Source organism: Alloalcanivorax sp. C16-1, from assembly GCF_046507805.1.
Taxonomy (GTDB): domain Bacteria; phylum Pseudomonadota; class Gammaproteobacteria; order Pseudomonadales; family Alcanivoracaceae; genus Alloalcanivorax.
In genome coordinates this window covers 31309-50158 of the sequence record NZ_JBKFTK010000005.1, presented here as the reverse complement: position 1 = coordinate 50158, position 18850 = coordinate 31309, and the positions used below count along the sequence as shown (strand labels likewise).

Below are 18850 nucleotides of genomic sequence, written 5' to 3'. Positions count from 1 at the left end.
GGCGGCTAGCATGGCTCTTTTTCAAGCTGGCGCCCGCTTCCCAATAAAGTCCCATAACCGTGCCGGTTAAGGAGAAAAAACCAATGATAATGACAATGATCCGTAAGCTGCTTCTTCCCTTCGCCCTGACCCTGGCCCTGAGCGCCACGGCCCAGGCCCAGTCCTTCGGCATCGGCACCGCCGGCGGCGGCTCGTCGACCTACAGCATCGGCGCCGCCATCGCCAATGTGATCTCCAACGCCACCGGCGACCAGTACCTGGTGCAACCCTACGGCGGTACCGGCCGGGTGATGCCGCTGGTCAACAGTGGCCGCACCGATTTTGGCCTGGCCAACATCCTGGAAGTCAGCAACGCCTATGACGGCGCCGGGGATTTTCAAGGGCATGAACACCCGGACCTGCGCGTGGTGGCGGTGTTGTATCCGTTCGACGTCGGCCTGTTCGTGCGCGACGACGCCAAGTACCGGACCATCAATGACATCAAGGGCGCGCGCATCTCGTCCGGTTACAGCGGACAGCGCATCATCGGCGAACTGATCGACGCCGCCCTCGCCAATGCGGACCTGAGCATGGACGACATGCGTGTCGTGCCGACCACCAATCTGCTTTCCAACGCCGACGATTTCACCGCCGGGCGCACCGATGTGGGCTTCTTCGCGCTGGGATCCGGCAAGCTGGACGAGGTCAACGCCTCGGTGGGCGGCATCCGCTTTCTGCCGTTCAACATCGATGCGGAAGCCCAGGCGCGCATGCAAAGGCTGATGCCGCAGACCTATGTGCGCGTGGTCAAGCCACGGGACAATCTGACCGGGCTGGAGCAGCCCGCGCCGATGATGGCCTACGACTACATTCTCTATGCCGGCAAGCACGTGGACGAGGACGCGGTCTACCGGCTGGTCAACGGCCTGGTCGAGCATCGTCAGGCGCTGGCCGACAACTACGCCAACCTGCGCCGGCTGGACCCGGGAAAAATGGCCAAGGACGTGCGTCTTCCTTACCACCCGGGCGCGGTTCGTTATTACCAGGAGCACGACCTCTGGTCGCGCTGAGGCGGGCCGGGTTCGGCGAGTAACGAATGATGACGACACTGACCGAAGCCAACGGCGCCGCCCGCTGGGCGGCCCCGGTACGGGCCCTGGTGGCCGTGCTGATCACCGCCCTGAGCCTGGGCTGGACGGCGGAACTGCCGCGCCTGCTGTGGGGCCGGGTGTATCTGGTGCAGGAATTTTCCCTGGTGATCCTGGGGCTGTGCCTGGCATTGATCTATTTGAGCCGTGACCTGCGCGGTCGTGATTATCCAGCGGCGCCGTCGCCGTTCAATATTCTGATCGCGGTGACGGTGCTCGGCACCTGCTGGTACGCCGCCTGGCGCTACAAGGTGCTGTCCGCGCAGATGTTCTACTTTCCGGTGGAGACCTTCATCATCGGCGCGATCATCGTGCCGGCGGTGATCGACGGCCTGCGCCGCATGGTCGGCTGGGCACTGGTGCTGATCGTGCTGGCGTTCATCGCCTATGGACTGTGGGGCAATCTGATGCCGGCGCCGTTCACCGCCCGCCCCTGGACGGTGATGGATCTGGCGCCGCATCTGGTGCTGGATACCACCGCCATGGTGGGCCTGCCGATCACCATCGGTGTCACCGTGGTGATTCCGTTCATCTTCTTCGGTGTGCTGCTGAACCGCGCCGGCGGCGGCGAGTTCTTCTCCGATCTGGCGGTGGCGGCGGTGGGCCGCTTTCGCGGTGGCAGCGGCAAGATCGCCATCGTCGCCTCGGCGCTGTTCGGCACCATCTCCGGCAGCGCCGTGTCCAATGTGGTGTCCACCGGCGTCATCTCGATTCCGCTGATGAAGCGCTCCGGCTTCAGTGGCCGGGTGGCGGCGGCCACCGAGTCGGTGGCCTCCACCGGCGGTCAGTTCATGCCGCCGGTGATGGGCGCCGCCGCCTTTCTGATGGCGGAACTGTCGCAGACGCCCTACGAGACCATCGTGCTGGCGGCGGTGCTGCCGGCGCTGTTCTTTTTCTTCGCGGTGTTCATGCAGTCCGACGCCGATGCCATCCATCAGAACGTGGCCGCCGTTCCCCGGGAGGAGCGCAAGCCATTCGGCGCGGTGATCAGGCAGGGCGGTCATTTTCTGCTGCCGTTCGTGTTGTTGATCGTGCTGTTGTTCAATTTCAATCAATCGCCGGAACTGTCGGCGCTGGCGGCGGCGGCCCTGGTGGCGGTGCTGGGCCTGACCCGTGGCTACGGCGGCGAGCGCATCGGTTTCGCGGATATTCTCGAAGCGTTTCGCAAAACCGGGCAGGCGTCCATGGAGATTCTGGCCATCGTCGCCGCCGCCGGCTTCGTGATCGGTGTGCTCAACGCCACCGGCGTGGTGTTCGCGCTGACCTCGATCATGGTGCAGGTCGCCGGCGGCGATGTGGTGCTGCTGTTGGCGCTGACCGCGGTGATCAGCATCGTGCTGGGCATGGGCATGCCCACGGTGGCGGTGTATGTGCTGCTGGCGTCCCTGGTGGTGCCGGCGCTGGTGTCCGCCGGCGTGCCCACGCTCTCGGCGCACATGTTCGTGCTGTATTACGGCATGATGTCGATGATCACCCCGCCCATCGCCATTGCCGCCTACGCCGCCTCCAGCATCGCCGACGAGAAGCCGCTGGCGGTGTCGGTGACCGCCATGCGTTATGCCTGGATCGCCTACCTGGTGCCGTTTATTTTCGTGTTCCGTCCGGAGATGTTGCTCAGCAAGACGCATTTTGACGGTTTGGGATTGACGGAGGTGCTGCTCGCGACCACATTGCTGATCTTTATTCTTAACGGCGCCCTGGCCGGCTACCTGCGCGGACCGCTGCGCTGGCCCTGGCGGCTGGCGCTGGGTCTGGCCGGGCTGGGGGTGTTCCTGGCCCTGGTCAGCGGCAGCCATGCCGGCCCCGCCTATGGCGTCGGGCTGGCGGTGATGGCGGCCTGTGCCGGCCGACGGTACCGGCGGCGCCGGGGCTGGAATGCCCGGGCCGGCGATCATGGCTGAACACTGAACGTCGTTTCCCGCGACTTCCAAGGTTGGCGTCCCCGCTTCCGGTTCCGGCGAGGGACGCCTTTTTTGTCAGGATTCCCGCGTGACTTCACTTGTATTGCCTTCCCTCGCCACCTTCGCCGCCCTGTGCGTGACTTTCAGCACCGCCGGCACCGTCAAGGGCCTGACCGGCTTCGGCATGCCGCTGGTGGGCATTCCATTGACCATTCTGCTGCTGGACGTGCCGCCTACCACGGTGATGGGCTGGATGTTGGTGCCGATTCTCCTGACCAACGTGACCCAGCTGATCGCCACCCGCCATCGGGCGGCGGTGATCCCACGACTGTGGCCGCTGTTCGCCGGCCTGATGCTGGCGTTGCTGGTGAGCGTGCCGCTGCTGGCGCGCCTGCATCAGGATCAGCTGTCGCTGCTGGTGGGCGTGCTGGTGTTGTTGGTGACCCTGTCGCAGCTGATGCGGCCCTGGCGGGTGGCGCCGGCCTGGCGGGGCCCTTTTCTGTTTGTCGCCGGGGCGATAAGCGGCGCGGTGGGCGGCGCCACTTCCTTCTTCGGTTTTCCCGCCGTGCACGCCTTGCTGGCGGTGGAGCTGGAAAAGAGCGAATTCATCTTCGCCGTCAGCTTCATGTTTCTGGTCGGCGGCGTGGTGATCGCGGCGGCGTTGGGCGGATACGGGCTGATCGGCGGCGAGGATCTGGTGATCTCGGTGCTGGTGGTGGCGCCGGCCCTGGCCGGCCTGTGGTGGGGGCAGCGTCTGCGCGGCCGTCTTTCGCTGCCGGCGTTTCAGCGGCTGGTGAGGGTGGTGTTGCTGCTGGTCGGCTGCAGCATGATCTACAAGGGGCTGTGACGGAACGCGCGGCGGACGGACCCGGCCGGCGGCCGGGCCCGGCACCTCAGAACTGGTAGAGGAAGCTGGTTTGCAGGCGGTTGGCGGTTTCCGATTGACCATCGATCCGCTCCAGGTCCACCCGTTGCAGTTCCACGCCCACCATCATGCGTTCGGTCACATCCCAGATCAGGTTGGCGAAGCCGTAGTCCAGGGTCTCGAAGTGTTCGCCGTAGTTCTGCTCCGGCAGGTCCTGCTTGAGCCGGGAAAAGCCCAGCGAGGCGAACCAATCGCGGCTCAGCGGCTGGTTCAGGGATACGCCGAAGGCGGTGAGGTCCACGGTTTCCAGCTTGCCGTCCTCCACATAAACGTCCGGCGCGCGGCGGTGGCCGGTGTTGCCCGGGTTGCCCATGTAGTTACCGATGCCGGTCCCGCCGATCACGTTGCCCTTGAAGGTCAGCCCGTTGAACAGCGGCAGACTGACCTGCGCCAGGGCGCCGTAGCCGGTGGCGCTGTCGTCCACCTGGCCAAGCTCGTCGTTAGTGGAGAGCTTGCGGGCCAGCAGCGACAGGGTGAACAGACGCCGGTACTCATACCGGACCGACAGGTCGGGCAGGGCGCTCTCGCCGCTGGCGGTGGCGTTGGGGCTCGGCTGGGTGTCGGCGCGGGCGATCACCGTGTCCGGATCTTCCAGTGCCACCGCCAGGGTGCCGGCGCCGACCTTGCGGGTGTAACGCAGCTGCGCCTTGCGGTCGAAGGCGTAGCCCTTCGGGCTGCCCAGGGCCAGGGTGCGCGGCGTGGCCACGAAGCTCATGAAGTTGGTCCAGGTCTGACCGGCCAGCAGGCCGTTCAGCTCGCCGTAGGCGTGGCGCAGATTGAACTTCTCGTCGGGCATGAAGTGCCCTTCGAAATAGGTGGTGAGCACGCCCAGGTCGGTACGGGTGTGGGTGCGGAAATTGAGCCGCGACTCCGCCGCCGTGAAGGTGGTGCGGCCGTCGGTGCGGTTGCCTTCGTCCAGCACGTTGAAGGGCGTGGTGGAGGTGCCCAGGTCGTAGTCGAAATCGTAGAAGATATCGAGTTTGGCGTAGCCGCCGAACGCCACGTCGGTGGCGGTACCGGGGATATTGAAGGTGCTGCGGTGGTTCCAGGGCGGGCCCACCCGGCTGGGTTCGCCGGTGACCACCGGTTGACCCGCTTCGACCACGTCGAACGCGTGGGTCTGTGGGGCGAACAGCCAGGAGGAGGCAAGCACGAGAGGAACCAGAGGTTTGACGTTCATGGAGGGGTCCTTGTTTCTCTTTTGAGTGTTGTTATTCGCGTTGTCGCGTTTTTTTCGGGCACGACGCGTCCCGTCCCCGGTGGCGGAGCCACGGGAAAAGGAATCGGAGTCGGGAGGCGCGGGACGTGCCGTTGAGAAGGACTATAGGAAGGGAATTTTATTAATTAAATTGAAAAATCGAGACCCCAAGTTAACCTGGGGTTAATCAATAACAAGGAGAATTCCATGGACCGGCGTCTCAAGCTGCGTCATTTCCAGTGCTTTCTGGCCGCCGCCCGGTCCCGTTACCTCCGGGAAGCGGCGGTCTCGCTGAACATCACCCAGGCGGCGGTCACCAAGACCCTCAATGAGCTCGAACAGATCGTCGGCCATGCGCTGATGGTGCGCGACCGGTCCGGCGTGAAGCTGACCCACCAGGGCGAGTTGTTCTTCCATTACGCCGCCGCCGGCATGGCGTCCCTGGAGCAAGGCTACGACGGCCTGCAGGCGGACCCCAGCGCACCGCGCATCGAAGTGCGGCTGGGCGTGCTGCCCACGGTGGCGGCGCGCTTTCTGCCGCGCGCCACCAGCCGGTTTCTGGAGGAAACCCGGCGTTCGGTGAATTTCTCCCTGCTTACCGGTCACAATCAGCATCTTCTGGAGCTGCTGCATCGCGGCAAGGTGGACCTGGTGGTGGCGCGCATCGGCTCGCCGGACGATATGCAGCAGTTGGAGTTCAAGCATCTCTATGCCGAACCGCTGGTGCTGGTGGCCCGCGCCGGCCATCCGCTGTGCCAGGGCGGGCGCGTGCGGCTGCGGGATGTGAGCGGCTATCCGTTTCTGTTGCCGCCGGTGGATACGCGCATCCGGCCATTGGTGGAGCAGGCGCTGACCAATCTGGGCATCCCCATGCCCGGCACCGTGATCGAAACCGTCTCGAACACCTTCGGGCGCTCTTTTCTGCGCGGCTCCGACGCGGTCTGGATGATTTCCTACGGGGTGGTCGAGGACTACATCGAGGCGGGCCTGCTCACTTTGCTCGCCGACCCCATCGAGAACACCAGCGACCCGGTGGGCGTGATCCGGCGCCAGGACCAGGAAATGGACGCCGCCACCCGCCAGATCACCCAGATTCTGTTGTCACAGACCCGCCACCTGCGGCCGCTCGGGCACTGATCGTCAGTCGCCGCCCTGCAGAATCCCGAGAAAGGCCCGCGCCGCGTTGGAACGGCTGCGGCCCGGGTGGGTGACCACGCCCAGCTTGCGCACCGGCAGCGGCGTGTCCACGTTCAGGGCCACCACGCCGTCGTCGAGCATGGTGGCGGGCAGTACGCTCCAGCCCAGACCGATGGCGACCATCATATGGATGGTCTCCAGATAGTTGGTGGACATGGAAATGTTGAGCGCCGCCTGCTGCTCGTGGAAAAGCTGCTCCACGATGCCCCGGGTGAAGGTGGCCGGGGAGGGCAGGATGGCGCTGTAGCGGGTCAGAGCGTCCAGGGTCAGGTCCCGGTGCCGGGTGAGCGGGTGCTCCGGGGCGCACATGAACACCAGCGGGTCATTCCACACGGTCTGGGTGTGCAGGCGACCGTCCGGGCGGGGCGGCAGGGTCACCACGCCCAGCTCCAGGTCGCCGTGGAGTACCCCTTCCCAGGCTTCCTCGGAATCGATGAACTGGATGTCCAGGCGCACTTCCGGGTACTCCCGGGAAAAGCGCCGCAGCACCGGAGGCAGGCGGTGCAGGCCGATATGGTGGCTGGTGCCGATGCGCAGGGTGCCGGCCACCCGGCCGGTGAGGTTGCTGATCGCCCGGCCCATGTCTTCCAGATCCAGCAGCACCTGGCGGGCGCGGGGCAGCAGCGCCTCGCCGGCCTCGGTGAGGCGGATGCGGCGGCCCACCCGGTCGAACAGCCGGGTGCCCAGCTGTTGTTCCAGCTGGGCGATGCGTTTGCTCACCGCCGGCTGGGTCAGAAACAGCCGTTCGGCGGCGGCGGAAAAAGAGCCGCTCTCCGCCACGGCCATGAAAACCGTCAGGGAATGAGTGTCCATGGAAGCCGGCCTCCGTTGCCGGCACACGCCCGCGGGCGCGGTATTTCAGATAACCATATGGAATCCTAAACATAAAAAATATGAATTGGAATTATCGAAAGCCCCTGCGTATGGTGTGCCTACCCTGATGATTCCCCTTTGAAACCGGACCAGGACAAGACCTATGGCTGGCAAGACGCTTTACGACAAATTGTGGGATGCCCACCTGGTCGCCGAACGCGAGGACGGCTCGGCGTTGATCTACATCGACCGGCAGATCATCCACGAGGTGACCTCGCCGCAGGCGTTCGAGGGCCTGCGTCTGGCCGGCCGCCAGCCGTGGCGCGCCGGCGCCTCGGTGGCCACCATCGACCACAACGTGCCGACCACGCCGTTCAACAGCGCGGCGGACATCGAGGACGAAACCTCCCGCCTGCAGGTCACCACCCTGCAGGACAACACCCGCGAGTTCGGCATCACCGAGTACGGCATTGGCGACGTGCGCCAGGGCATCGTGCACGTGATGGCGCCGGAGCAGGGCGCGGTACTGCCCGGCATGACGGTGGTGTGCGGCGATTCCCATACCTCCACCAACGGTGCGCTGGCCTGCCTGGCCCACGGCATCGGCACCAGTGAGGTGGAGCACGTGCTGGCCACCCAGACCCTGGTGGCCAGCAAGATGAAGAACATGCTGGTACGGGTGGAAGGTGACCTGGGTCCGGGCGTCACCGCCAAGGACGTGGTGCTGCACATCATCGGTGTGATCGGCACCGCCGGCGGCACCGGCCATGCCATCGAGTTCGCCGGCAGCGCCATCCGTTCCCTGAGCCTGGAAGGGCGCATGACGGTCTGCAATATGTCCATCGAGGCCGGTGCCCGCGCCGGCATGGTGGCGGTGGATGACACCACCATCGACTATGTGCGCGAACGGCCGGCGGCGCCCAAGGGCGCCGATTGGGACAAGGCGGAAGCCTACTGGCGCACCCTGGTGTCCGACGACGATGCCCGCTTCGACACCGTGGTGGAGATCGACGCCGCCGACATCAAACCCCAGGTGTCCTGGGGCACCAGCCCGGAAATGGTGGTGCCGGTGGACGCCCTGTTGCCGGACCCGGACGCCGAGCAGGACGAGGTGAAACGCTCCGGCATGCAGCGCGCCTATGAATACATGGGCCTCAAGCCGGGCAGCAAGGTCAGTGATATCCGCGTGGACCGGGTCTTTATCGGCTCCTGCACCAACTCCCGCATCGAGGACCTGCGCGCCGCCGCGGCGGTGATCAAGGGCCGCAAGAAAGCGGACTCGGTGAAACAGGTGCTGGTGGTGCCCGGTTCCGGCGTGGTCAAACAGCAAGCCGAGAAGGAGGGTCTGGACAAGATCTTCCTGGAAGCGGGCTTCGAATGGCGCCAGCCCGGCTGCTCCATGTGTCTGGCCATGAACCCGGACCGCCTGCAGCCCGGCGAGCACTGCGCTTCCACCTCCAACCGTAACTTCGAAGGGCGCCAGGGCAATGGCGGCCGCACCCATCTGGTGAGCCCGGCCATGGCCGCCGCCGCCGCGGTGGCCGGTCACTTCGTCGACATTCGTGATTTGGACGCTTAAGGAGCGGTCGTCATGGAAAAATTCGTTAAACATACCGGCCTGGTGGCACCGCTGGATCGCGCCAACGTGGACACCGACCAGATCATTCCCAAGCAGTTTCTGAAGTCGATCAAACGCACCGGCTTCGGCCCCAATCTGTTCGACGAGTGGCGTTATCTGGACGAAGGCCAGCCCGGCCAGGACAACGACGTACGCCCGAAAAACCCGGACTTCGTGCTCAACAAACCCGAGTACCAGGGCGCCAGCGTGCTGCTCACCCGCCGTAATTTCGGCTGCGGGTCCAGCCGCGAGCACGCCCCCTGGGCGCTGATGGATTTCGGCTTCAAGGCGATCATCGCGCCCAGCTACGCCGACATTTTCTACAACAACTGCTTCAAGAACGGCCTGTTGCCGATCGTGTTGCCGGACGCTACCGTTGAGAGCCTTTTCAAGGCCGAGGCGGCCAGCGACGGCTTCCGGCTTACCGTCGATCTGGAAAATCAGCAGGTGCTGACGCCGGACGGCGAGGCCCTGCCGTTCGACATCGACGGCTTCCGCAAGCACTGCCTGCTCAATGGTCTCGACGAGATCGGCCTGTCCCTGCAGCAGGCGGACGCCATCCGCGCCTACGAGGCGCGCCGCGGCCAGGCCGAGCCCTGGGTATTCGAATAGAGAACGAGGAAAAGACAACACCATGAGCCGTATTCTGGTATTGCCCGGCGACGGGATTGGCCCGGAAATCGTCGACGAAGCCCTGCGCGTGCTGGACGCCGCCCAGGCGCGCTTCGGCCTGGACATCGAGCTGGACCACGGTCTGGTGGGCGGGGCCGCCTGCGACGCCGAGGGCGATCCGCTGCCCGAGGGGACCCTGGAGAAAGCCCGCGCCGCCGACGCCATCCTGTTCGGCAGCATCGGTGGACCCAAGTGGGACAAGCTGGAGCGCGACAAGCGCCCCGAACGCGGTCTGCTGCGGCTGCGTTCGTCCCTGGGCCTGTTCGCCAACCTGCGTCCGGCCATTCTGTTCCCTCAGCTGGCCGGCGCCTCCAGCCTGAAGCCGGAGGTGGTATCGGGCCTGGATATCCTGATCGTGCGCGAGCTCACCGGGGGCATTTACTTCGGTCAGCCGCGCGGCATCAAGGAAGAAAACGGTGAGCGCGTGGGCTTCAACACCTACGTCTACACCGAGTCCGAGATGAAGCGCATCGCCCGGGTCGCCTTCGACCTGGCCATGCAGCGCGGCAAGCGCGTCTGTTCGGTGGACAAGGCCAACGTGCTGGAAGTCACCGAGCTGTGGAAGGAAGTGGTCACCGAGGAGGCCAAGGCCTACCCGGAGATCGAGCTGTCGCACATGTACGTGGACAACGCCGCCATGCAGCTGGTGCGCGCGCCCAAACAATTCGACGTGATCGTCACCGGAAACCTGTTCGGTGACATCCTCTCCGATGAAGCCGCCATGCTCACCGGCTCCATCGGCATGCTGCCCTCCGCGTCCCTGGACGAAAACCGCAAGGGCCTGTACGAACCCTGCCACGGCTCGGCGCCGGACATCGCCGGGCAGGGCATCGCCAACCCGCTGGCCACGATCATGTCGCTGGCCATGCTGATGCGTTACAGCCTGCAGCGGGGCGATGTGGCCGACGCCATTGAGGCGGCGGTGGAAAAGGTGCTGGATCAGGGACTGCGAACCGCGGATATTCACACCGAGGGCAGCCGCAAGGTGAGCACCGGGGAAATGGGCGCCGCCGTGGCCGAAGCACTGGCCAACGGCTGACCGATCGCCACCCCGTTCATCCATGGAAAAATAGAGAAGGGCAGTACGCTCTTCAGGAGAACAGACTCAATGAAGAAAGTCGGTTTTGTAGGTTGGCGTGGCATGGTGGGCTCCGTGCTCATGGATCGTATGCGCGCGGAGAACGACTTTAAGGACATCGAGCCGGTATTTTTCTCCACCTCCCAGGTGGGCCAGCAGGGCCCGGACGTGGGCAAGGACATTGCGGTCCTCGGCGACGCCAAGAGCATTGATGAACTGAAACAGCTGGACGTGATCGTCACCTGCCAGGGCGGCGACTACACCAACGAGGTGTACCCCAAGCTCCGTGAAGCGGGCTGGGACGGCTACTGGATCGACGCCGCCTCCGCCCTGCGCATGGCGGACAACAGCGTGATCGTGCTGGACCCGGTGAACCGGGGCGTGATCGACCAGGCCCTGGACAAGGGCATCAAGGACTACGTGGGCGGCAACTGCACCGTGAGCCTGATGCTGATGGCCCTGGGCGGCCTGTTCAACGCCGGTCTGGTGGAGTGGGCCAGCGCCCAGACCTACCAGGCGGCCTCCGGCGCCGGCGCCCAGAACATGCGCGAGCTGATCGCCCAGATGGGCAAGATCCACGGCGATGTGGCGGACAAACTGGCGGACCCGGCCAGCGCCATCCTGGACATCGACAGCCAGGTGGCGGCGACCATGCGCGGCGCCGATCTGCCCACCGAGCATTTCGGTCACTCCCTGGCCGGCTCCCTGCTGCCCTGGATCGACAAGGAAATGGACAACGGCCAGAGCAAGGAAGAATGGAAAGCCCAGGCCGAAACCAACAAGATCCTCGGTCGCGGCGACCAGCCGATCCCGCTGGACGGCACCTGCGTGCGCATCGGCGCCATGCGCTGCCACGCCCAGGCGCTCACCGTGAAACTGACCCGGGACGTGCCCCTGGACGAGGTGTACGATCTGATCGGTCAGGCCAACGATTGGGTGAAGGTGGTGCCCAACGAGAAAGAGGCCACCCTGCGTGACCTGACGCCGACCGCCGTCACCGGTACCCTGACGGTACCCGTTGGCCGTCTGCGTAAACTCAATATGGGCGGTGAGTACCTGAACGCCTTCACCGTGGGCGACCAGCTTCTGTGGGGCGCCGCGGAACCGCTGCGCCGGATGCTGCGTATTTTGCTGGAGCACTGATGACAAGCACCGTCGATCTGGCCGTGGTGGGAGCCACCGGCCTGGTAGGCGAGGCCTTTCTCGAACTGCTCGCCGACCGGAAACTTCCGGTCGGCGAGTTGTTCGTTCTGGCCTCCGACAACAGCCTGGGCAAAACCCTGAGGTTCGGTAAGCGCAACCTGAAGGTGGAGAAAGCCGGGGACTTCGACTTTTCCCGGGTGCAGCTGGTGGTGTTCGCCGCCGGCGCCCGGGTGTCCCAGGAGCTGGCGCCGCGGGCCGCGGAAGCCGGCGCCCTGGTGCTGGACCTGTCGCCGGCGTTCCGCTACGAGCCGGACGTGCCGCTGGTGGCGGCGGGCGTCAACGAAGAACAGCTGGAGGCCGCCCGGGAGCGCAATATCGTGGCCGCCCCGGACGCCGCCACGGTGCAGCTGCTGCTGGCCCTCAAACCGCTCCAGGAGCTCGGCGACCTGCTGCGTGTCTCGGTGACCCAGCTGCAGGGCGCCTCCGCCGCCGGCCGCAATGGGGTCGAACGACTGGCCCGCCAGAGTGCCCGGCTGCTCAACGGGCTGGACGCGGAAGACGGCGGCGACGCCCAGCACGCTTTCAATCTGCTGCCGGTGGCCGGTCGTCTGCAGGACAACGGCTACACCAGCGAGGAACTGAAGCTGATGCTGGAAACCCGGCGCGTGCTGGGCCAGCCGCAGCTGGCGGTGGACGTGAGCTGCGTGCAGGTGCCGGTGTTTCACGGCATCGCCCAGACCGTCACCGTGCAGGGCACTCTGCCGCTGGGTCTGGCCCAGGCGGAGGCCTGCTGGGAGCGGGCCCCGGGCCTGCAGATGGACGAAGGCGGCGACGACGCCGGCAGCGCCTCGCCGGTGACCCAGATCCGCGCCGACCTGGGTGTGCGGCTGGCACGGGTGCGCGAGGACATCGACGGCCAGGGCGCGCTGAGTTTCTGGACGGTGGCCGACAACATCAAGACCGGCGCGGCGTACAACGCGGTGTTGCTGGTGGAGAAGTTGATAAAAGACTATCTGTAATGAATACTTAGCGGGATTATGTGACACAGTTTCTAGGTGGTGTGCCCAATATCCTGCAAAATCCAGGCGTGGGGCCTCTGAGCGGGGACGGGATTACAGACGGCATAATAAGTAAAGGGTTCGATTGATGCTCCGAAAAGTTGGGATAGGCTTTATCACTCTGGCGACGCTGGCGCCGGGGATGTCGGCTGCACTGGGGGTAGGGGAGTATCAGCTGAACTCCTATCTCAACGAGCCTCTGGACATGACCGTGCAACTGCAGGACCTGGGCGATCTGTCCCGGGAGCAGATTCTGGTCGAGCTGGCATCCCAGGAGCAATTCGACGCCGCCGGCGTGGAACGCAGCTATTTCCTCAATGATCTGGAATTCCAGGTCACCCTGGACGGCGACACCGGACAGCTGCGCATCACCTCCGAGCAGCCGGTGCGCGAACCCTATCTGGATTTCCTGGTGGAGTTTCTCTGGCCCACCGGCCGGCTGATGCGCGAGTACACGGTGCTGCTGGATCCGCCCAGCTACGCCGATCGCGGTGCCCCGGTGAGCCCGGCCCGCAGCGAAGCCCCGCCGCCTGCCAGCGAGCGTCCGCGGGCGGCACCCTCCCGCTCGCAAAGCACGCCGCCGGCGCCGCAACCGCGGCGTTCCGCTCAGCAGGCGCCGGAAACGGAGCGCCCGGCGCCCGCCGCGCCGGCCCGCCGCCCCGACCCGGCCCCGGCGGCGCCGACCTCGTCCGCCGCCAATACCACCGCCACCCCGGACACCTACCGGGTGCGGGCCTCCGATACCCTCTGGCGCATCGCCGACCGCACCCGGCCCGGCACCGATGTGTCCGTGCAGCAGATGATGCTGGCGATCCAGGAGAGCAACCCGGACGCCTTTATCAACGACAACGTGAATCTGGTCCGTGAAGGCGCCGTGCTGCGCCTGCCCGACGATGACCAGGTGCGCCGCCTGTCGAACCGCGACGCCCTGGCCCGGGTGGCCACCCAGAATCAGGAATGGCAGCGCCTGCGTCAGCAGCGCGTCGGCACCCCCGAGGCGGCGCCGGTGGACGCCACCGGCCGGGACACCGCCAGCGCGCCGGGCGACCGCGCCGACGGCGATGGCCGCGTCACCCTGGTGACCCCGGACAGCACCGACGGGGTCCAGGACGGTGATGGCACCGGCAGCCAAGGCGGCGGCCAGGCCAACACCGCCGCCTTGCAGAACGAACTGGCGATCCGCGACGAGAACCTGGACAGCCTGCGCCGGGAAAACGACGAACTGCGCAGCCGCATCGGCGACCTGGACGCCCAGGTGAGCACCAGCCAGCGGCTGCTGGAGCTGCGCAACGAGAAAATCGCCGCCCTGCAGGACGAACTGCGCCGGCTCGGCGAGGAGCAGGGCGCGGACATCGATCCGCAACTGCTGGAGCAGCCGGCCACGCCGATGCCGGTGGAACCGGACGGTGGCATCGGTGACGGCGCGCCGGGCCCGAACGGCGAAACCGCCGGCGGGGCCGGCACCGGCGCGGACACGGATCAAACCGACGCGAATCAGGCGGGCGCGAATCCGGACGACGCCAACCAGGCCGGCGCGAATCCGGTCGCCGCCAGCGGTGGTGAAACCTCCGGCGCCGACCAGACCGACAATAACGAACGCAAGGCCACGCCCGCGCCCGCGCCGGTGGCCGACACCGGGGCCGGCGAGCAGGGCGGTTTCCTGGACAGCCTGATCGACACGGTGATGAACAACCTGCTCTATATCGGCGCGGCGTTGCTGGTTCTGTTGCTGCTGTTGCTGCTGGCCGTGCGCCGGCGCCGGGACGGTGACGACGGCGGGGACGACGACCGGGCCCCGCTGTCCGACGATGACGACGGCGGCTTCGACGACAGCCCGCTGATGGCGGAGCGCGACGCGCCGGAGCAGGACCACACGGCGGCCCTGCGGGAAGACCTGGACGACGACACCATGGACCCCATGGAGCGCGCCGACGTCTATGTGGCCTATGGCCAGTACCCGCAGGCGGTGGATTTTCTGCGCCACGAGATCAACCAGGCGCCGGAACGGGCGGACCTGAAAATCCGCTTGCTGGAACTGCTGCGCGAAATGAACGACGACAGTGGCTTCAAGCAACAGGCGGCCATGTTCGCCGGCACCAGCGTGGCCGTGGACGCGGCCATCAAGCGCCTGGGCGGCGATCCCGATGAGGCCTTCGACGGCGACGATCAGGAGTTCGCCGCCATCGCCGACGACCCGGAAGAAGACGGCGAGCCGGAAGAGGAACTGTCCCTGGACGATCTGGAGCTGGATCTGGCCTCGGACCTGTCCGATTCCGACGAAAGCACCCTGGGCGGTCAGTCCTACGGGGACCCGGCCTACGCCGCTCGCCCCGCCGACGATGAGGACGCCCTGGAACTGGAGGACTTCGACTTCCAGCTCGACGACGAGCCCGCCCGTGACGCCGCCGTGGCCGACCGGGGTCCGTCCCTGGAAGAGGAGACGCTGGATCTGGAGGATCTGGATTTCTCCTCCACCGGCAGCGAGGCGCCGGCCACCAACGTGGAGAGCGCGTCTCCTTATACCGCGGAAGCCACGTCCACCGATGTGGAGGACGAGGATTTCGAATTTTCCCTGGATGACGACGCAGAGGTGTCGTTCACCGAGGACGAGCTGGCCGCCCTGGACGGCGCCGACGGTCAGGCCCGCGAGACCGTGACCGACGATGACCTGGGCGATCTGGAACTGGACGACCTGGACGTGGACCTGGACGTGGACCTGGGCGAAGCGGACCGGGACGAGACCACCCTGGCCGGCCTTACCCTGGACGAGGACCGGCCGCGCACGGACGTGGACGAGCTGGACCTGGAACTGGACGACCTGGACCTGAGCGACGACGACGCGGTCGAGGACCGCGCGGACGATACCCGCCTGGCATTCAACGAGGATGCCGCGCCGGAGGGCGATGAGCTGGAGGGTCTGAGTCTGGAGCTGGACGACGAACCCGCCGCGCCGGACGTTGCCGTGCCGGACACTTCGGCGCCGGAGCCCGCCACGCCCGCTCCGGACGACACCGTGGCCGCTGCTCCGCCGGCCACCAGCGGCGAGGACGACGACATGCTCGGCGACGACGACGATTTCGATTTTCTCGGCGAAACCGACGAGAACGCCACCAAGCTGGACCTGGCCCGCGCCTACATCGACATGGGCGATGCGGAAGGGGCCCGTGACATCCTCAACGAGGTGCTCAGCGAGGGCAGCGAGGAACAGCAGGGCGAAGCCCGGGAGCTGTTGTCCCGGGTAAGCTGAGCCGGAGACTGGTGCGGAAGGGGGCGATACCTTAAGGTATCGCCCCCTTTTGTTTGAGCAGGCGTTGCGGATCTTTTATGGCGCGAATCGCGGTGGCGGTGGAGTACGACGGCAGCGGTTTCCACGGCTGGCAGACCCAGCAACCGGGCGTGCGCACGGTGCAGGAGGAAGTGGAAAAGGCGCTGTCACGGGTGGCCGACCATCCGGTGACGCTGCTCTGCGCCGGCCGCACCGACGCCGGCGTGCACGCCACCGGGCAGGTCTGCCATTTCGACTCCGACGCGCCCCGCGACATGAAGGCCTGGCTGATGGGCGGCAATCGCTTTCTGCCCGATGACGCGGCGATCCGCTGGGCGGTGCCCATCGACGACGACTTCCACGCGCGCTTCAGCGCCTACCGGCGTCGCTATCGCTATGTGATCTACAACCACGCCACGCCGCCGGCCCTGTTCCGCCGCCAGGTGACCTGGAACCACCGGCCCCTGGACGTGGACGCCATGGTCGCCGCCAGTCGCCATCTGATCGGCACCCATGACTTCACCTCCTATCGCAGCGTGCACTGCCAGGCGAAATCGCCGATCAAGGACCTGACCCGCTTCGAGATCCGACGGCTGGGCGCCATGATCGTGCTGGAAGTGGAAGCCAACGCCTTCCTGATGCACATGGTGCGCAACATGGCCGGCGTGCTGATGACCATCGGCGCCGGCTATCGGCCGCCGGAATGGGCCGGGGAGGTGCTGGAAGCCCGCGATCGCACCCGCGGTGGCGTCACCGCGCCCCCCTACGGACTCTATCTGGTGGAGATCGGTTACCCCGAGCGCTTCGCGCTGCCCCGGGAACCGCTCGGCCCGCTCTGGCTCAGCGGCCTGAACGACCCCCATAATTGACGCCTTGATCGCTTCGCTCTGCTATGATGGACACCGCATGAACACACCCCGGGTCAAAATCTGCGGCATCACCCGCCCCGAGGACGGCTATCAGGCCGCCCTCGCCGGAGCCGATGCCATCGGCCTGGTCTTTCACCCGGCCAGTTCCCGTTACGTGACGCCCGAGCAGGCCGCCGCCATCGTCGCCGCGCTGCCGCCGCTGGTGACCACCGTGGGTCTGTTCGTGGACGCGGCGCCGGACACCGTCGCCGCTCTCCTCGACCAGGTGCCCCTGGACCTGCTGCAATTCCACGGTGACGAAACGCCGGAGTACGGCGCCGCGTTCCGGCGGCCCTGGATCAAAGCGCTGCGCATGCGCGAAGGCGCCGATCCGGCGGAGCAGGCGCGCCGCTTCGCCGCCGCCGGCGCCCGTGGCCTGCTGGTGGACAGCTACGTACCCGGCGTGCCCGGCGGCACCGGCGAACGCTTCGACTGGTCGCGGCTGCCCGGCGATCTGGCCCTGCCGCTGATCCTGGCCGGCGGGCTGGATCCGGACAACGTGGCCGAGGCGGTGCGCACGGTGCGGCCGTGGGCGGTGGACGTGAGCGGCGGGGTGGAAGCGTTCGGCGAGGATGGCCGCCGCCTGGGCGGCATCAAGGATCCGCGCGCGGTGACCGCGTTTATTCGCGCCGCGAAGGCCTGACCGTGACGCCCGCGCCGGGCGGTTCAGGCAAAGATATCAGGCACCATGAACCCAAGGAGCAACAGGTGACTCAACGTCCTGACAGCACTCAAACCCCGGACTACGGGGCCTTCCCCGACGCACGGGGGCATTTCGGGCGGTTCGGCGGACGCTTCGTGTCCGAGACCCTGATGGCCGCCCTGGATGAGCTGGAAACCATGTACCGCCGGCTCAAGGACGACCCGCAGTTCCAGGCCGACTTCGATTACGACCTGGCGCACTACGTGGGCCGGCCCTCGCCGCTGTACCTGGCCGAGCGATGGACCGAACAGCTGGGCGGCGCGCGCATCTGGCTCAAGCGTGAGGACCTCAACCACACCGGCGCCCACAAGGTGAACAACACCATCGGCCAGGCGCTGCTCGCCAAGCACATGGGCAAGAAGCGGGTGATCGCGGAAACCGGCGCCGGCCAGCACGGCGTGGCCTCGGCCACGGTGGCCGCGCGGCTGGGCCTGGAATGCCACGTGTTCATGGGCGAGGAAGACATTCGCCGCCAGCGGCTCAACGTCTACCGCATGAAGCTGCTGGGCGCGGAAGTGGTTCCGGTGACCTCCGGCTCACGCACCCTCAAGGACGCCATGAACGAGGCCATGCGTGACTGGGTCACCAACGTGGACGACACCTTCTACATCATCGGCACGGTGGCCGGCCCGCACCCGTACCCGATGCTGGTGCGCGACTTCCAGTCGGTGATCGGTCGCGAAGCCCGCGAGCAGAGCCTGGCCCAGGCCGGCAAACTGCCGGACGCCCTGGTGGCCTGCGTGGGCGGCGGTTCCAATGCGATCGGCCTGTTCCACCCCTTCCTCAACGATGAAGGCGTGGCCATGTACGGCGTGGAAGCCGCCGGCGACGGCGTCGACACCGGCCGTCACGCGGCGCCGCTGAGCGTGGGTCGCCCCGGCGTGCTGCACGGCAACCGCACCTACCTGATGGAAGACGACAACGGCCAGATCATCGAGACCCACTCGGTGTCCGCCGGTCTGGACTACCCGGGCGTGGGCCCGGAACACGCCTGGCTCAAGGACATCGGCCGGGTCAATTACGTGTCCGCCGACGACAACGAGGCCCTGGCCGCGTTCCGCGAACTGACCCGGGTGGAAGGCATCATGCCGGCGCTGGAATCCGCCCACGCGCTGGCCTATGCCCGCAAACTGGCGCCCACCATGGGCAAGGACCAGGACATCATCATCAATCTGTCCGGCCGGGGCGACAAGGACATCCTGACGGTGGCCGAAATCGACGGCATCAACTTCTGAGGATCGGGG

The 18850-nt window shown here is 66.5% G+C and carries 15 protein-coding genes; 13 read left to right on the top strand and 2 right to left on the bottom strand.

Translation table 11 applies throughout. From position 1 onward, the window contains the following. Positions 1-95: 95 nt before the first annotated feature. From ACLD0W_RS15580 to ACLD0W_RS15570, 3 genes are all read left to right on the top strand, one after another. Positions 96-1049 (top strand): TAXI family TRAP transporter solute-binding subunit, encoded by a 954-nt coding sequence (locus tag ACLD0W_RS15580; protein ID WP_410308405.1) that lies wholly within the window; start codon positions 96-98, stop codon positions 1047-1049. Positions 1050-1075: 26 nt separating this feature from the next. Then, entirely contained in the window at positions 1076-3028 is a 1953-nt protein-coding gene (locus tag ACLD0W_RS15575; RefSeq protein WP_410308404.1) for a TRAP transporter permease, read from the top strand. 88 nt (positions 3029-3116) lie between these two features. Further along, the gene (locus ACLD0W_RS15570) at positions 3117-3875 is read left to right on the top strand and encodes a TSUP family transporter (RefSeq protein WP_410308403.1); all 759 of its coding nucleotides are present in this window, start codon (positions 3117-3119) and stop codon (positions 3873-3875) included. A 46-nt stretch (positions 3876-3921) separates the two neighbouring features. Here the strand turns inward: ACLD0W_RS15570 and ACLD0W_RS15565 are convergent, their stop codons facing one another. Further along, positions 3922-5133: a DcaP family trimeric outer membrane transporter gene (locus ACLD0W_RS15565; RefSeq protein ID WP_410308402.1), complete on the bottom strand. Its 1212-nt coding sequence runs from the start codon at positions 5131-5133 to the stop codon at positions 3922-3924. Positions 5134-5358: 225 nt separating this feature from the next. Here ACLD0W_RS15565 and pcaQ point away from each other — a divergent pair, with 225 nt between their 5' ends. Further along, entirely contained in the window at positions 5359-6288 is a 930-nt protein-coding gene (gene pcaQ / locus ACLD0W_RS15560) for a pca operon transcription factor PcaQ (RefSeq protein WP_410308401.1), read from the top strand. A 3-nt stretch (positions 6289-6291) separates the two neighbouring features. Here pcaQ and ACLD0W_RS15555 read toward each other — a convergent pair whose 3' ends face one another. Beyond that, complete coding sequence (locus tag ACLD0W_RS15555; RefSeq protein WP_410308400.1) at positions 6292-7161, bottom strand: LysR family transcriptional regulator; 870 nt, start codon at positions 7159-7161, stop codon at positions 6292-6294. A gap of 163 nt (positions 7162-7324) precedes the next feature. Here ACLD0W_RS15555 and leuC point away from each other — a divergent pair, with 163 nt between their 5' ends. From leuC to trpB, 9 genes are all read left to right on the top strand, one after another. Next, positions 7325-8740, top strand: a complete 1416-nt coding sequence (gene leuC / locus ACLD0W_RS15550; RefSeq protein WP_410308399.1) for a 3-isopropylmalate dehydratase large subunit — start codon at positions 7325-7327, stop codon at positions 8738-8740. Positions 8741-8752: 12 nt separating this feature from the next. Beyond that, positions 8753-9391: a 3-isopropylmalate dehydratase small subunit gene (gene leuD / locus ACLD0W_RS15545; protein ID WP_410308398.1), complete on the top strand. Its 639-nt coding sequence runs from the start codon at positions 8753-8755 to the stop codon at positions 9389-9391. 22 nt (positions 9392-9413) lie between these two features. Next, positions 9414-10490, top strand: a complete 1077-nt coding sequence (gene leuB, locus ACLD0W_RS15540) for a 3-isopropylmalate dehydrogenase (protein ID WP_410308397.1) — start codon at positions 9414-9416, stop codon at positions 10488-10490. 69 nt (positions 10491-10559) lie between these two features. Continuing rightward, positions 10560-11672 (top strand): aspartate-semialdehyde dehydrogenase, encoded by a 1113-nt coding sequence (gene asd / locus ACLD0W_RS15535; protein ID WP_410308396.1) that lies wholly within the window; start codon positions 10560-10562, stop codon positions 11670-11672. Then, on the top strand, positions 11672-12691 hold the full coding sequence (locus tag ACLD0W_RS15530) for an aspartate-semialdehyde dehydrogenase (RefSeq protein WP_410308395.1): 1020 nt from the start codon (positions 11672-11674) through the stop codon (positions 12689-12691). The genes asd and ACLD0W_RS15530 overlap by 1 nt, the downstream gene beginning before the upstream one ends. A 181-nt stretch (positions 12692-12872) precedes the next feature. Next, on the top strand, positions 12873-15977 hold the full coding sequence (locus ACLD0W_RS15525; protein WP_410308394.1) for a FimV/HubP family polar landmark protein: 3105 nt from the start codon (positions 12873-12875) through the stop codon (positions 15975-15977). A 77-nt stretch (positions 15978-16054) separates the two neighbouring features. After that, positions 16055-16864 carry a tRNA pseudouridine(38-40) synthase TruA gene (truA, locus tag ACLD0W_RS15520; protein WP_410308393.1) on the top strand — a complete coding sequence of 270 codons (810 nt, stop codon included), beginning with the start codon at positions 16055-16057 and terminating at the stop codon, positions 16862-16864. Positions 16865-16901: 37 nt separating this feature from the next. Beyond that, positions 16902-17546 carry a phosphoribosylanthranilate isomerase gene (locus ACLD0W_RS15515; RefSeq protein ID WP_410308392.1) on the top strand — a complete coding sequence of 215 codons (645 nt, stop codon included), beginning with the start codon at positions 16902-16904 and terminating at the stop codon, positions 17544-17546. A 65-nt stretch (positions 17547-17611) separates the two neighbouring features. After that, positions 17612-18841: a tryptophan synthase subunit beta gene (gene trpB / locus ACLD0W_RS15510; protein ID WP_410308391.1), complete on the top strand. Its 1230-nt coding sequence runs from the start codon at positions 17612-17614 to the stop codon at positions 18839-18841. Positions 18842-18850: the final 9 nt, after the last annotated feature.